11 protein-coding genes and 1 pseudogene are annotated in these 16,134 nt (G+C 37.6%); 6 read left to right on the top strand and 6 right to left on the bottom strand.

The window, feature by feature from the left end; all coding sequences use genetic code 11:
• Position 1: 1 nt before the first annotated feature.
• The 6 genes from AAHI02_RS08435 (at position 2) to polA (ending at position 10,850) form a co-directional block, all read left to right on the top strand.
• A complete protein-coding gene (locus tag AAHI02_RS08435) occupies positions 2-811 on the top strand; it encodes a hypothetical protein (protein ID WP_346986257.1) in 810 nt (269 codons plus the stop codon).
• On the top strand, positions 777-4,775 hold the full coding sequence (locus AAHI02_RS08430) for an RHS repeat-associated core domain-containing protein (RefSeq protein ID WP_346986256.1): 3,999 nt from the start codon (positions 777-779) through the stop codon (positions 4,773-4,775). The genes AAHI02_RS08435 and AAHI02_RS08430 overlap by 35 nt, the downstream gene beginning before the upstream one ends.
• A gap of 13 nt (positions 4,776-4,788) precedes the next feature.
• Complete coding sequence (locus AAHI02_RS08425) at positions 4,789-5,697, top strand: hypothetical protein (RefSeq protein WP_346986255.1); 909 nt, start codon at positions 4,789-4,791, stop codon at positions 5,695-5,697.
• Between the two features lie 96 nt (positions 5,698-5,793).
• Complete coding sequence (locus AAHI02_RS08420; protein WP_346986254.1) at positions 5,794-6,144, top strand: immunity 51 family protein; 351 nt, start codon at positions 5,794-5,796, stop codon at positions 6,142-6,144.
• Positions 6,145-6,348: 204 nt separating this feature from the next.
• Positions 6,349-7,674, top strand: coding sequence for a sigma-54 dependent transcriptional regulator (locus AAHI02_RS08415; protein ID WP_346986253.1), 1,326 nt, complete (start codon positions 6,349-6,351; stop codon positions 7,672-7,674).
• 338 nt (positions 7,675-8,012) lie between these two features.
• A complete protein-coding gene (polA, locus tag AAHI02_RS08410; protein WP_346986601.1) occupies positions 8,013-10,850 on the top strand; it encodes a DNA polymerase I in 2,838 nt (945 codons plus the stop codon).
• Positions 10,851-10,995: 145 nt separating this feature from the next.
• Here polA and AAHI02_RS08405 read toward each other — a convergent pair whose 3' ends face one another.
• From AAHI02_RS08405 to AAHI02_RS08380, 6 genes and pseudogenes are all read right to left on the bottom strand, one after another.
• A complete protein-coding gene (locus AAHI02_RS08405) occupies positions 10,996-11,145 on the bottom strand; it encodes a hypothetical protein (RefSeq protein ID WP_346986252.1) in 150 nt (49 codons plus the stop codon).
• A 10-nt stretch (positions 11,146-11,155) separates the two neighbouring features.
• On the bottom strand, positions 11,156-11,812 hold the full coding sequence (locus AAHI02_RS08400; protein WP_346986251.1) for a hypothetical protein: 657 nt from the start codon (positions 11,810-11,812) through the stop codon (positions 11,156-11,158).
• 146 nt (positions 11,813-11,958) lie between these two features.
• Positions 11,959-12,357 (bottom strand): immunity 22 family protein, encoded by a 399-nt coding sequence (locus tag AAHI02_RS08395; RefSeq protein WP_346986250.1) that lies wholly within the window; start codon positions 12,355-12,357, stop codon positions 11,959-11,961.
• A gap of 73 nt (positions 12,358-12,430) precedes the next feature.
• Positions 12,431-12,618, bottom strand: a pseudogene (locus AAHI02_RS08390) (bacteriocin-protection protein); the annotation flags it as partial.
• A gap of 563 nt (positions 12,619-13,181) precedes the next feature.
• Positions 13,182-14,897, bottom strand: coding sequence for an ATP-binding protein (locus AAHI02_RS08385; protein ID WP_346986249.1), 1,716 nt, complete (start codon positions 14,895-14,897; stop codon positions 13,182-13,184).
• A gap of 5 nt (positions 14,898-14,902) precedes the next feature.
• A complete protein-coding gene (locus AAHI02_RS08380; protein WP_346986248.1) occupies positions 14,903-16,024 on the bottom strand; it encodes a sensor protein KdpD in 1,122 nt (373 codons plus the stop codon).
• Positions 16,025-16,134 lie beyond the last annotated feature (110 nt).

Raw genomic sequence — 16,134 nt, 5'->3', positions numbered from 1 at the left:
CATGGCAGATCAAAATAAAATTAAAAAGATTAAGGTTGCAAAGCCAGATATGAATCCGGACCGGTCATGGAAAGTGAATGCGGATGTTACTTCATTCAGCAAAGAAAAAACCACACAAGGCTGGAAAAACGGGATGAAAAATAATTTCGATTCACTGAATCCTGTTTCTATGGTGAAATCTGTAGCCGGTAAAGACAGCGGGCAGTCACAATCATCAGGAAGTGGTGGCGGAGAAACCTCCGTAACGGCAAAAAATGCAGCACCACAAAGCAAGGTGAAATTAATTAAAGTTAATACACCTGCTATTACTCCAACTGCAGTTCAGCATACGAGCAAACATTTTGATATTGTTCTGGCGATTGATATTCACTGGACTTTAATTCCGCCTCCGCCGTCATTCATGCTGATACCTTTGCCTTTGCCGCATCCGTTTGTAGGAATTGTTTTCGATGTGATGGATTATCTTACATTCACGATTCCGATACCACAGTTTATTCGAAATATAAAGCCTGATTTGCCGGAAGGAATTCCAATGGGAGGATCAATATTCGTTCACGGAAGACATAAGGCAACTACAACAACCAGTGTGATGGGCGTTTTGATTCCTTTCAGGCATATTACTTCGCTGATTCCTGTTTATATGATTCCTTTTCTTCAGGAGGCCCCACACGAAGGCGAAGTGTATTATGGTGCGCAAACCGTTTTGGGACAGGGAAGTAAAATGAGCGGAAACCAGCCCCAGCAGGTTCTTACCTGTATGGGGCTGCCTTTTTGGGATGACGATGCTTCCCGCAATGCCGGACAAGCCTAAAAAAAATCCGCTTGCCTATTTTGCATTTTATAATAATTTTTCGAGCTTATATATTCAGATTAATACAGGTAATCCTGTTCTTGTGGGAGGCGCTTTTGTTCCGCATGTTTATACACCGGGTGAAATGCTGATGCGTTTTGCAGGCATGGCTTTGATGAGAGGTTTAACGAAAAGTTTAGGAAAAGGTGTTACGAAATTCAATCATTTTTTGCAGGGTAAATTCGGGAAAACCAATCCTATTTCGAAAGCTTTGTGTAAAGTTGGTTTAGAGCCTGTCAATTTTGCATCAGGAGCGATGTTGTTTGAATGGGATGATTTTGAAATCGAAGCAGGGACATCCTTAACATGGACAAATGTTTGGTACAGCGACAGACCTTACACCAAAGGAATGCTTGGAAACGGAATTTTTAATTCTCATGATCTTTATATTGTTCCTGACGAAGAAGATGATATTGCTGCATGGGTTCATCCCGAAGAACTGCAACCGATGCCGATTCCTGTTCCGGCGGTTGGAGAAGAATTAATATATTACAGAAGTCAGAAAATCTGGCAGTATCGTCCGAACGAAAACACCTGGATCATCAGAAAAGGAACAGATGTTTATACTTACAAACGTTTCTCTCATGTCACGGAAGGGAGTATTTTTAAAGTAATTTATATCGAATATGGTGACGGAACGGTCAGAGAATACGAATATGAAGGAAAAAATATTGTTTTAAAAAGTATTAAAGATGTTAAAAGCGATTTTATCATAGAAACAACAATTCATCCTGAACTCAACAAAATTACCGAAGTTTATTATTGTTTTAAAAATAAAAGAAATCTTCAGGTTCGTTATACGTACGATGAACATGGAAATCTCACGCATGTCTGGGATATTCATAAGAAGGCGATCGTTTTTGAGTTTGATGATCAGAACAGAGTAATCAGGAGAACCAACAGGAACGGGATGAGCTACCACTGGGAATATGATAAAAAAGGCAGGGTGGTTCATACAAAAGGTTCGGAAGGTTTTATGGAAGGTTTTTTAAACTATAATGAAGAGGAAGGCTGCACAGAAGTAATTTATCCAAGACAGCATAATAAAACCGAAAAATATTATTACGATGAAGATTTCTTAATATACAAGCAAGTTGACGGTGAAGGTGGAGAAACCTGGTACGACTACACTTCCCACAACGAATTAAAAATGACCGGAACGCCGGAAGGAAGAGTTTATGGCTATACCTATGATGAGTTTGGAAATATTAAAATTTTCCACACGCCAGACGGAGAAGAGTATCATTACCAGTACAATGAATACGGAGATATTACCGCCCGTTTTTCACCTTCAGGAACTTCAGAAATATGGAATTATGATGAAGAAGGCAGACTTGTAAGCTACACCGATCCTACAGAAGAAACAGTGAGCTACCAATATGAAAATGACGAAAAACTTCCTGAAAGCAGCAAAAAACAAAATATTGAAACGTATTACGAATATAATGACAGAAACCAGATCATAAGGCTTACGAACAATATTGGCTCCGAACAATACTGGAAATACGATGATTATGGAAGACTTTTAGTTTTCAGTCCGAAACCTTTGAACAGAACCGTCTGGAACCGTGATAAAATGGGACGTGTTGTCGAGGTCAAAGAACCCGGCCAATTACCGCTGAGACTTCGCTACGATGCTTACGATCTTCCGGTTTACGCTACAGACGGAAAAGCGGAATGGCTCATGAGTTACACGCCAATGGGAAGCCTGAAACGGCAGGTTCGAAGAAATACTTTAACCTTTAAAAAAGAAGAAACTTTAATTTTCGGCTACAATGCTTATGAAAATTTAATGAACATCACCAATGAAAAAGGAGAAATATACCATTTTGAAAGGAACAACAATGATGAGATCATCGGGGAAACCGGTTTCGACGGACAACAGAAATTCTTCGTAAGAGATAAGGACGGACTGGTAACTCAAACCCAAAATCCGCACGGAAAAAATATATTTTATGAATACGATTTAGGAGGAAGATTAACACAGGCACACTATCCCGACGGAACCTGGGAAGCTTATCAGTACGATACTTCGGGGCTTTTGGCCAGAGCCGACAACGAAAACAGCAATGTCGTTTTTCAGCGGAACAAATTAGGATTGGTCACCAGTGAAAAACAGGGTGAGCATTCAATTAATTACGAGTATGATGATCAGGGAAATCTGATAAGCTTAAAAAGTAGCCTGGGCGCTGAAATAGACTATGCTTACAACGACATAGGTCAGCTTAAAAAAGTAATGGCGGGTGCAAAAGATGTTCATCAGCCCTGGCAAATGAATTTAAGCATCGGTCGGGATGGTCAGTCATTCTCCCGGGAAATGACAGGAGGTGTAGAAAGTATGTTCGAGTTCGACCATACCGGAATGCCGGTAAGCCAGAAAGTAATGGTCAATAAAACCCAAATGGCTTTTCATAAAGAGTATCAGTGGGGATCAGGTAGTCGTTTGATGCAGGTTTTGGATCGCGTAACAGGAGGCAGAACAAGATTCGATTATGATGCTTTCGGAAGTCTGGTGGCCGCAGAATATCCGAATGGAGAAATTCAGTACAAAAATCCGGATGCAACGGGCTGTTTATACGAAAGCGCCAAACGAACCGACCGTATTTACGATAAAGGCGGAAAGTTGATGCGCGACAAAAACTGGTTTTATCATTATGATGATGAAGGAAATTTATTGCTAAAAAGTAAAAGACCCGTTAATAATGTAAGATCAGATGAGGAGGACAAAGAAGAAAATGTACATCCTTATTATAAATCCATAGCAGAAGATTGGCTTAATAAGCCTAAGCACAACGAAAATAATTTACCGGACGTTCGTGAAAATTCTCCGGAACAAATTCAAAATCCTGAATGGGAATCAGGAGACTGGGCTTATTTCTGGAACGCGAACGGAATGCTTGCAAAGGTAAAACGACCAAATGGTAAAGAAATAAGTTTTGAATATGATGCACTGGGAAGAAGAATTTCAAAAATTGGAAACAAGAAAATAACTCGGTATATTTGGGATGGTAACGTTCTTTTACATGAATGGAATTACGATGTAGATGATAAACCGAAAACTTCAGTCGATGATGATGGCAATGTTATTTTTGAACAGGAGAAGGTTGAAAATATGGCGATTTGGGTGTATGAAAAAGGAAGCCATGTGCCGTGTGCTAAAATTATTAATGGAGAAAAATTTAGCATAATCGTTGATTATATCGGGAGACCAATACAGTCATACAATGAAGAAGGAAACTTGATTTGGAGTACAGATTACAATATATTTGGACAAGTTAAAATTTTAAAAGGAGAGAAAAATTTTATTCCTTTCAGGCAGTTAGGTCAATATGAAGATGAAGAATTAAATGGTCTTTATTACAATAGATTCAGATATTACGACAGTGAACAGGGAAATTATATTTCTAAAGATCCAATAGGGTTAAACGGTGGAAACCCAACGTTATATGGTTATGTTTGGGATAATTTAAGCCAATATGATCTTTACGGACTTGATACTTTTGCTCAAAGATTAGGTAATTTTGGTGAAGATAAGGTAATATCAGGTTTGAAGGATAGTGGTAAGTATGTTGACGGTGGTATTTTTCAGGTGCAGAATGCTTCCAATCATGGTATTGATATTGTGGGGCTGAGACATGATGGTAAATTCGATGTATTTGAAGTAAAAACTAATATTAGTGGTAATGCAGGAAAACTTTCCGATAGGCAAGCCAATCCATCAGCCTTCATAAATGATGTCTTGAGTGATCAAAAAGCCGGGGCAGGAACTTATGGAATATCACCTCAAATGGCAGAGAGAATAAGATCTAATATTGGCGACAAATTTTTGGTAGATGTTTATGTAGGAAGAGGAGAAAAAGGAAGATGGTTTGTTGAGAAAACAAGAATGTCCGATTGGGACGAAATAGGAAAATTATATCAGTAATAAGCTAAAATATATGAACTACAAAAAATATTTAAACATTCAAATAAAAAAAACAGAAGCAAATCTTAATAGTAGAATAAAAAATAATGATTTTGAGTTTTTTTATAATTGCATTAACGAATTTATCGAGAATGATGAAGAACAGTTCAGCCAGACTTTTACAGAACTTGGGATGCAATTTGAGAATAAATATAATATTTCAGGCATCATTCAAAAAGTATTTTATCTGCGATCAGAAAGTGAAATAGTTAATTTTAATAAAGAAAATAATATAGAAGATTTTCAAAAATTGCTAGATGCATATTATTGGCTCAATTTAGCTTTCATAAAAGCTGATCAGGAAAATCATGAATTAAAAGGAGAATTCTTCCAAGATATTGTATTAGCTTCTTTATTAGCATATTGCTTCTATCCAAAAGCATTAGAAAAAACTTTGCATTATTTGCAAACTGAATATAATGAATCTTTAAAAGAGGAAAAAGAAAAGATTGCTCCAGAGAAAAGGAAATACGATAAATATTATGGTTATGCGGATGTGTTCCAATTGCTTAAAGAACTACTTTCGTATGAACAAAATGATACATTTAAAGACATGGTCGATGTTGCCATTGAAAATAATTATCAGTTTGTTATTAATCATTATTTGAGTGAAGATTCAAATATTGTAAATGAAGTATTAGAGAAATTGGCAGAGTTTCATTTCAATAATAAAGGAGAATCATACCTTGATACTTTCAATCATGATTGTTGGAAAAATTTTCCAATCGAAATGATAAGTATTTTAATTAGCAGAAAACGAAAAGGACTATCAAATGAAGGAATCAATCATCCGTTAATCTCAGCTTTCTTACCATTTATTTTTGAAACAATATCTCTTCCTAATGATGAACTAACTAAAAAATTGGAAAATAAAATTGTATGATCTTATCTAAATCTACTGAAAAAGTTAATAAATGTTATAAAATACCATCCAACCCTAAAATTTATTATCTTTAATATCATTTAAAAATAATAAAGTATGGAAGCGTACAATTTTGAAACGGCGATTAAACCCTTTTTTTGGGTGGCCTCAGAAAAGACTTTTTCAGTATGTTTAAATGCAGGAACCTACAAACCCGAAATTTTCGAATGGCGGAAAGATGAAGGCTTCGAAGGCAATGGATACGATTGGGCGTCACTCGCGAAAATTTTCGTGGAAGAAAAAAGACCCGACCTGGCAGATGAGATCAAATTCGATCCGGAAGCAGATATGTTCTGCGCCTATTCCGAGAATCCTGAACACCTAAAGGACTTCATTACCGAATTCAAAAAAACCTGTGAAGACGAAATTCAGATCCAGGATCTCTTCCTCAAAGCAGAAATAGATTAACCATAAAAGGCCTCGATGAGGTCTTTTTTTGAGTTACACCAAATTAATATTCAGGAATTAAATTTTAGCAGAGAATGACAATATTTAACAAGTCAGAAACTTAGTTTACGCTTATAAATAATCTCCTTTCAATCATCAAAATTATTTGCATACATCCCGAATAAATTCAATAAGTTTGCAACAGCTTTTCCCAAAAATACGACCATGTCCGGAAACATTCTCATCATCGATGACGAGATCAAACTCCTGAAACTCTTAGGAATGATCCTCTCCCAGGAAAATTTTACTGTAAAAGAAGCGTCTACCGCAAGATCAGCGATGAATATGCTTGAGCAGTACGAATTCGATGTCGTGTTAAGCGATGTCAGGCTTCCGGATGCCTTCGGTGTCGATCTGGTAAAGACGATCAAGACTAAATATCCCCATCTGGAAATTATTCTCATGACTGCCTTCGGGAACATTACGGATGCCGTTCAGGCTATGAAAAATGGGGCGTATGATTATCTGGTTAAAGGGGACGATAATGAGAAAATTATCCCGCTCGTGTACAAAGCATTGGAAAAAGCCAAAGATAATGCAACAAGGAAAGCCCAGAAAAATACAGTTCAGAAAGGTTTTGAAGCTATTATCGGAACTTCACCGCTTATTCTTCAGGCCAAAAAACTTGCAGAAAAGGTGGCCATTACCGATGCTACAGTTCTGCTGACGGGCGAAACAGGAACCGGGAAAGAAGTTTTTGCCAACGCCATTCATCACAGCAGTGACCGTAAAAAGAATAATTTTATTGCGATCAACTGCTCGGCATTCAGCAAAGAAATACTGGAAAGCGAACTTTTCGGGTATAAAGCAGGGGCATTTACGGGAGCGGCAAAAGATAAAAAAGGATTGATAGAAGAAGCCAATAACGGTACTTTGTTCCTGGATGAAATTGGTGAAATGCCGATTGAGCTTCAGGCCAAGTTACTCAGAGTTCTTGAAACCAAAGAATTCATCAAAATGGGTGAAACAAAAATTTCAAAATCAGATTTCCGACTGATTGCCGCAACCAACCGCGACCTTGAAGAAGAAATCAGACAGGGAAATTTCCGTGAAGATCTTTATTTTAGGCTGAATATTTTTGAAATCAGGCTTCCTGCGCTTCGTGAAAGAAAAGAAGACCTGAAGGCTTTGGCTAAAAATTTTATTGCCGTTTTCTCCCAAAAACTACATATTTCCGATATTCAGGTGGCTCCGGATTATTTTAAAGCTTTAGAAAAAAACGACTGGAAAGGAAACATCCGCGAACTGCGAAATACGGTGGAACGAAGCCTGATCCTGATGAATGACCATATCCTTGATGCAGAAATTCTGCCTCATTATAGCGAAAAAAATTCGTCAGAAAAAGATTCTTTAAGTATAAAATCCCTTGAAAAAGAACACATTCAAAAAGTTCTACAATACACGAAAGGCAACAAAGCAGAGGCCGCAAGATTGCTTGAAATCGGCATCGCAACATTATACCGTAAGCTTGAGGAATACAGCTTAAGATAAATTTCACATATTATTTCAAAAAGATTCGGCATTGAGGTAAAAAGGCTGAATGACGAGTGTAAAAGGTTCAACGGTGAGCCTAAAAGCTTCAACGACCAGGCAAAAAGGCTCGAAAACGAGTATAAAAGGTTCAACGACGAGTATAAAAGATTCAAAAACCAACCTAAAAGGGTGAAAATTCAGGCAAAAAGGTTCAAATTTGAGACAAAAAGACTGGTTTAATAATAATCAGTGTCAAAATCAAATCCATTACCGGTAGTCAATATCTCCGGTTAATCCACTTTTTTATTTCAACATAAAAAGAACACTTTTTCTTATATTTGTTCCTTATGGATACTATGGACGCAACACAGGATAAAAGATTATTTCTCATCGATGCTTATGCAATGATTTTCAGAGGCTATTACGCACTGATCAGGAATCCCAGGCTTACCAGTAAAGGCCTGGATACTTCTGCTATTTTCGGATTTACCAATTCCCTGATCGAACTGATCAGAAGGGAAAAACCGACTCATCTGGCAGTGGTTTTTGATGTGGGCGAAGCGAGCATAAGAACGGGAGATTTTTCAGAATATAAAGCCAACAGAAGCGAAACGCCTGAAGCGATCAAGAATGCAATCCCGTACATTCACAGAATTCTGCAGGCCATGCATATTCCTATTTTAGGCGTTCCGGGTTACGAAGCAGATGACGTTATCGGAACAATTGCCTGCAAAGCTGAAAAAGAAGGTTATACTACGTTCATGGTAACTCCGGATAAAGATTTTGCACAACTCGTTACCGATAAAATTAAAATCTATAAACCCGGTCTGAAAGGTGGAGATATTGAAATTTTAGGCGTAGAAGAAGTTAAGGCCAAATATGAAATTGAAGATCCCAAGCAGGTCATTGATTTCCTGGCGATGATGGGTGATTCTGTCGACAATATTCCCGGGCTTGAAGGGGTGGGTGAAAAAACAGCCATGAAATTCCTGAAAGAATTCGGAAATATTGAAACTCTCTTGGCCAACACAGACAAACTGAAAGGTAAACTAAAAGAAAAAGTGGAAGCTTCAGCGGAACGGGGAATTTTGTCTAAAAAGCTGGCAACCATTATTTGTGATGCGCCGGTCGAATTCCACCAGGAGCAATACGATCTTGAGACACCCGATTTTGAAAAAGTAAAGGAGGTTTTTGACGAAATAGAATTCAGAAGACTCTATGAAAATCTTTACCGTGCGTTTGCTCCTTCAACTACTGGAGCTGTTGTGGTTGCCGAAGTGGATATCACCATTGCCGAAACCCCACAGCAGAAAGTCGCGCAGGCAGTAGGACAGCTTGATCTTTTTGCTACGTATGAAGAGCTGGATCAGGCCACTTCCACCAAATCGACCATCGAACAGAACGATCATCTGTATCAGTTTATTGATAACCCTAAAGCCCAAAAGATCCTTGTCCAAAATCTTCTGAAGCAGAAAGTCGTGTGTTTCGATACCGAAACCACTTCTCTGAACGAACTGGAAGCTGAGCTTGTCGGGATGAGCTTCAGCTATAAAAAAGGACTTGCCTATTACATTCCTCTATCGGAAGATCAGGGTGAAGTGCTTCAGACCCTGGAAATTTTCAGGCCGTTCTTCGAAAAAGAAGACCTTGTGAAAGTAGCGCATAATTTAAAATTTGATTATAAAATTCTTAAAAAATATAATATCACCGTAAAAGGCGCCATGTTCGATACGATGATCGCCCATTATCTTTTAAACCCAGACGGTAGACACGGCATGGATTATCTTTCTGAAATGTATCTGGGGTATAAGCCCGTTTCCATCGAAACCATTATCGGAAAAAAAGGTAAAAACCAGGGTAATTTCAGGGATGCTGATCTCAGAACTCAAACGGATTATGCTGCGGAAGATGCTGATGTTACCTTTCAGTTGTATGAACTTTTTGCGCCACAGTTAAAAAAAGAAAACTTAGAAGATTTGTTCTTCAGTATAGAAATGCCTCTCATGGAAGTATTGGCTAAAATGGAACTGGCCGGAATTTCTCTTGATGAAAAATGGCTTGCCCAGGAAAGTATTGATCTGGAAAACGATCTGAAACAACTGGAAGCCAAAATTTTCGAACTTTCTGGAGAGGAATTTAACGTCAATTCACCCAAGCAGCTTGGAGATATTCTTTTTGAAAAACTTCAGCTTGATCCGAAAGCCAAGAAAACAAAAACAGGACAGTACGCCACTTCGGAAGATATTCTCCAAAAGCTGGCTTCCAAACATGAGATCATCAAACATATTCTTGAATACAGAACGTATCAGAAATTAAAATCAACCTATGTGGATGCATTGCCATCACAGATTGAAAAAACGGATAATCGTGTTCATACCAATTTCTCACAGACAACTGCCGCAACCGGACGTTTGGCAAGTGTAAATCCAAATCTTCAGAACATTCCGATCCGAACGTTGAGAGGTCAGCAGATCCGTGGAGCATTTGTCTCCGGAGAAGGTAAAAAGATTATTTCTGCCGATTATTCACAGATTGAGCTGCGCCTGATCGCTGAAATTTCCGGGGAAGATAATATGATTAAGGCTTTCCAGAATGGAGAAGATATTCACGCCTCTACAGCGGCGAGACTATTTGATATTCCGCTTGAAGAGGTTTCGAAAATCCAGCGAAGCCAGGCTAAAACCGTAAACTTCGGAATTTTATACGGACAGGGAGCATTTGCCCTTGCAGAGCAGACCGGATTATCCAGAAGCGAGGCCAAACAGATGATCGATGCCTATTATGCTACCTATCCGAAACTGAAGGAATATATGGCAGAGCAGGTCAAAAGAGCTCGTGAAATCGGTTATGTGGAAACCATTTTGGGAAGGAAACGTCATTTAAAGGATATCAATTCCAATAATTTCGTAGTTCGCGGTCACGCTGAAAGAAATGCCGTGAATGCCCCGATTCAGGGAAGTGCCGCCGATGTGGTGAAAATGGCGATGATTAAAATTCAAAAAGAATTGGAAAAGGAAAAGCTACACACCAGAATGCTGTTGCAGGTACATGACGAATTGGTTTTTGAATCGCCGATCGATGAAGTCGAAGTTGCGACCAACATTATTAAAACCGAAATGGAAAATGCCATTGAAACAGAAGTTCCGTTATTGGTAGAAGTAGGGGTTGGTAATAACTGGCTGGAAGCGCATTAAATATTTTAAATCATACGGATGCTTCGACAAGCTCAGCATGACATCGTTACAAATTCACTGTTAAAATTATTGCAGTTGGTATTAGGGTTGTCATGCTGAGCCTGTCGAAGCATTTTTATTTATCTCTAGTTGATAGTAGATCTTTTTATTTTATTGCGTTATTGATTTCCCTATTCATTTTTTCTTCCCAGCCTTTTCCGTTTCTTTTTTCGAGGTAAGGTTTTACGGTTTCTTCATATTTTTGTTGTCCTTCAATATCAATGAGATCGACGTAGCCTGTACATTTAGAAACCATAATTTTAAACTTAAGATAAAGCTAAGGTAAAAAATGCGGCAAACATTATTCCGCTGATCAGCAAAATAAAAATCGCAAATTTTTTAATGTCTTCCAGATCTCTGCCCTCTTTTAGAATAAGTTTTCTGAATCCACCGGAAACGAGCGTCATCAAAGCCATCAGGAAAAGTAAACCTAACGCGCTGCAAACTCCGAATCCAAATGGTCTACCGGAATCTTTCTGTAAGAAAAAAGGAACAAAATCATATAAAAGAAGACCGTTCCAAAGCAAAATAAAGACAACTGGCAGAAAAGGCTTCAATGGAAATCCGCCCTGTCTTTGCTGACGGATGATCTCCTGATCTTTCTCAGTTAAAGGAAAGTTGGCTTTTTCCAAAAATCCGGTCTGTTTAATCTCGCTGATCACAAACTGAGGATCTTTCATTGTCCAGAAAATCACATTCTGTTTGTAATTGTCTACTCTGTGTAAAATTTTAATCCCTTGCCCGATAAGAGGAATGGAAGAGTAAGGTTTAATCATAATAATATCCTGTGGCTGAAAAATAAGACTGCCGACAAGCGAAGCATTTATTTTCAGGATATTTTCATCTACGTAAAGATCTGCAAAAGGATAGGTAGCGTTGGCTCTTCCGATTCTCGCGCCACCAGTGAGCTTGAATTGTTTCATGGTTAGTTGTTACTTTGTAATTCTAATAATAGCCAATTATCAGTAGGTTTTTCCATAATGATATTATAGTCTTTTAACTGCTGCAAATGAAGTAATTCCGCCTGTTGCTATAGAAACGTATTCAATTTAAATGTTTTAAAATTAATTTATGCAGAATACTCAATCTCACCCACATACGTCAGCGAAAAAAAGTCATTTTCCACGGAAACCGGTTTCGGAACCTGACCTTTATTCAGGAAAATAATGGCATTGACTTCAAACTTAAGATTGATCTCATTGAGCCTGTTGACCAGAATCGGAAGCCATTGTTCGGCAAAAGAATATTCCGCAAACTTTTCATAGATTGTTCTGTTTCCGCCTTCAAAACCGTATTCTACAAAATCGTGATCGAGCCAAACTGTATCCTGTGATTCCGCGAATTTTGAAATATGGATGTCATCAGATTCTTCAAGGAGATAATAGTTTTCGTCTTCCTCTACAAAATCATAAAAATCCTCTTCACTGTTGAAATTTCCTACCCAAAAATCTAATATATCTGTGTTCATTATTAACTTTTTTTAAAGCCAAAGGTAAAATAATATTGTCAAGTATCAGAATGCGGGTAGTCTTTTTTCCAACCTCGATAGATCTTCTCACGCCGTCAATCCAACCGAAGCATAAAGCCTGATCCACCGATTCCGGTCAGGTCATGAACGGTTTTCCGGATCCGACTTTGTAAAACCTACCAGCAGTTCTTTTTCTGTCTGATGGTTTTCTTCAAGCCATTGGCGGAATTCCTGTGGTATAGGGAAGAAGGTTGGTTTCATTTTTCTACAATATTAGTATTACTATTTTTCAAATATGAATTTAGGATTATGATTAATTTTTTAGTTTTAACATTTAATAGATTAGATTGTATTGCATATTGTACATTTCCGAATTGTGGAAAAATAGTCTTGCTCATTCTAGTTTTGCTCAACTTTTCGTCTTTCATTACGATATTTATTTGATGTGAAGTTTTAATTCCTCTGTAAGAACTTGAACTTATAAAGAAACTTTCTATATCCTCAAGAGGTATCAATACTTTATTTCTGAGAGGATCGAAAATAATAATTTCATTATCATTAATAGTAAGCAATGGTTTTCTACGAAAAAAAAGGATTATAGAATATATAATACTAAAAGAAAAAATTATAAATACAAAATGACTCATCATTATTATAAAATAACTTTTATACGTAAGTTCTTCATAGGAATAAATAAAAAAGTAAACAAAAACAAAGGATATAATGAGTAGAATTATACTTTTTATTTTGCTTGAATAGAAATGGATTTCATTCATGATATTTTAATGCAAACAGTATTTTGACCTCAAAAATATAGAAATAATCTAAACCAACGGCAGCAAAAAATAAAAAGTACTCCCTTGATTCAGTGAGCTTTTTACGCCGATTTCACCATGTTGTTTTTCAATGAAATTCTTGGAAATGGCCAGTCCGAGTCCTGTGCCGTTTTGATGTTCGCCCGGAACCTGAAAATAGCGGTCGAATATCTGGCGGTGATACTTTTCATCGATTCCTTTTCCGCTATCGGTAATGCTGAATTTTATTGATGTTTCGTATTTTTCAACCTGTACGGAAATGCTTTCATCCTGAAAAGAATGCTTTATGGCGTTGCTTAGGAAGTTATTCATCACCCAGACCGTTTTGTCAAAATCAGCGGCTACAAGATCCGAATCTTCAACTTCAAACTGGGTTTTAATCGAAATATTCTTCTGCTCCGCCAATTTTTCAACATTTTTAATAGCAGTCTGAACCATCTCTTTCGGAGAGCAATGTTCGATATTTAATCTGATGTTTCCTGTTTCAACCTGTGATAGATTCAAAAGTTCTCCGGTAATATCCAGAAGTCGCTGTCCGTCTTCATTAATCCCTTTCACAAGTTCTTTCTGCTGGTCATTTAGTTCACCGAATTTTTGATTTTCCAATAATTGTACACCCATTTTAATAGCCGAAATGGGTGTTTTGAGTTCATGGGAAATGGTAGCAATAAAATTGGTTTTGGCGAAATCAAGCTCTTTAAAAGGCGTGATATTTCTCAAAAGAATAACTCTTCCGATGTATTTTTTCTCCTTTTCTCCGGTTTTTACAATATTGATCGGAATAACATCCTGCTCAAAATAATTTTCTTTATGATCGGAAACGATTTTGATCGGATCTTTTTGAGGGTGATCCATATTTTTCAACAGTTCCCTGACCAGATCGTTGTTTACTGCCACTTCATGCACGGTTTTCCCGATAATTTCTTCTTTATTTAAATTCGTAATTTTTAAAGCTTCATCGTTAATCATGTAGATAAAATGGTTTTCATCCAGACCAATAACTGCATCGTGCATATTATTGACAAGAGTTTCGATGCGCTTTTTATCCATCAGCTGTTTAGAAAGCGTACTGCTTTCATATTCCTGAAGCTTTTCAGCCATAACGTTGAAGGATTGTGCCAGGTCATTAAATTCTTCACTTCCTTTAAAATGAACTCTTTCGTTGTAATTTTTATTCGCAATCTGCCGGATACTGAAAGTAAGCTGACTGATAGGCTCCGCAATCGTCTGTGGAAGGTTAAAAAGCAACACAAAAGCAATCAGGAAACAGACGGTTCCTAGGCTGACGATCCAGAATGTTGCGTTTTCTGCAGTGATGATCGCTATATCACTTTTCCGCTCAATCCCTTTCATATTAAGGGTCATGATCTTAACAAGATCTTCACGGATTAGTTTCTGCTTTTCATTATCAGGATACTTCAGGTAGCTGTTGAAATGTAAGTTAAGGCTTTGGGTGGCTTCTTTTTCCCCGAATTCCGTGAGGTTTTTTTCCTGGAGCTGGTTGTTTTTCTTAAAAGTCTGTATAGCCACAGCGCTGTCGGTTCCGATCCTGTCCAGCGCCAGAAGCATATTCTTGGAAAATTCAATACTGTTGTAATTGGCATTAAGAATTTTTTCGGTATCTGATTTCAGCTTATTGATATAAACGGAACCCATGACTGAAAGCAGGACAATCAGTAAAAAGAGGAGACCGACACCTAAGGTAAGTTTTGTTTTTAGTTTCATCGATTTCAGGATAAAATAATAATATCGATCTGCCGTTCATTCAGACGGTTCATCAGGGTGTAGATCCAGCTGTACCCGAAAATCCTCTGCCATAATCTTGCGTGCGGTTTTCCCATGCATACCGTGGTGATATTATGCTCCACAACATATTCCAGAATGCCTTTGTGTAAACTGTTGTTTTTCATACGAATCACTTTGGCACCCAATTCCTGTGCTAAATTAAAATTATTAATTAAATAACGCTGTTTATCCAGTGCAATTTTTTCAAGGCTTTCTGATGGTCTCTGAATATAAAGAACCGTCCACGGACTGTTGTAATAACTTGCAAGTCTTGCTGTCTTCCGGATGATATTTTTGGCCACCTTTCCGTTGCTGCTGATGCAGGCGAGAAATTTTACAGGCTTAAAATTTTCAGTTCTGATTTCGGTTTCCACCTTTTTTTCAACGTGGGTAGCAACTTCCTTTAATGCAAGCTCACGAAGCTGAAGGATATGGCCGCTCTGAAAGAAATTCTGTAATGCGGTCTGAATTTTTTCTTTTTTATAAATTTTACCCTCTTTTAAACGGGTTAAAAGCTCATCTGCCGTAAGGTCGATGTTCACCAATTCATCTGCAAGGCCTAAAATTTTGTCGGGAATACGTTCTGAAACTTCAATTCCGGTGATCTTTCTTATTTCTTCATTTAAACTTTCAATATGCTGGATATTCACAGCACTGATCACGTTGATGCCATTATCCAGAATTTCCAGCACATCCTGCCATCTTTTTTTATTCTTAGAACCTTCAATATTGGAATGCGCCAGCTCGTCTACAAGAATGACTTCGGGATGACTGTTAATGATGGACTGAAGATCCATTTCTTCCAGATTTTTACCTTTATAAAATGACGATCTTCTCGGAATTTCGGGAATACCTTCCACTAGCGCTTGGGTTTCTTCCCTTCCGTGAGTTTCTATGTATCCTATCTTTACATCAATTCCGTTTCGCAAGAGCGCATGTGCTTCCTGGAGCATCCGAAACGTTTTTCCTACACCCGCACTCATTCCGATGTAAATTTTAAATTTCCCTCTCTTGGATTTTCGGATTAGCTCTAAAAAATGTTCTGCTTCTTTTTTTTCGGGATCCATTTGATTTAAATGTTGAGATCATAAAGATTTTAACAACTAATGTAAGTCCAGTACAATAAACTTATCGTCGATTCGAGTAAAAATTATTTAAAGAATAATTTTGTATCGAG

It is taken from the genome of Chryseobacterium sp. POE27 (assembly GCF_039727685.1).
Classification (GTDB): Bacteria; Bacteroidota; Bacteroidia; order Flavobacteriales; family Weeksellaceae; genus Chryseobacterium.
The sequence above is the reverse complement of the archived record's forward strand: the minus strand, read 5'-3'. Positions and strand labels throughout refer to the sequence as shown.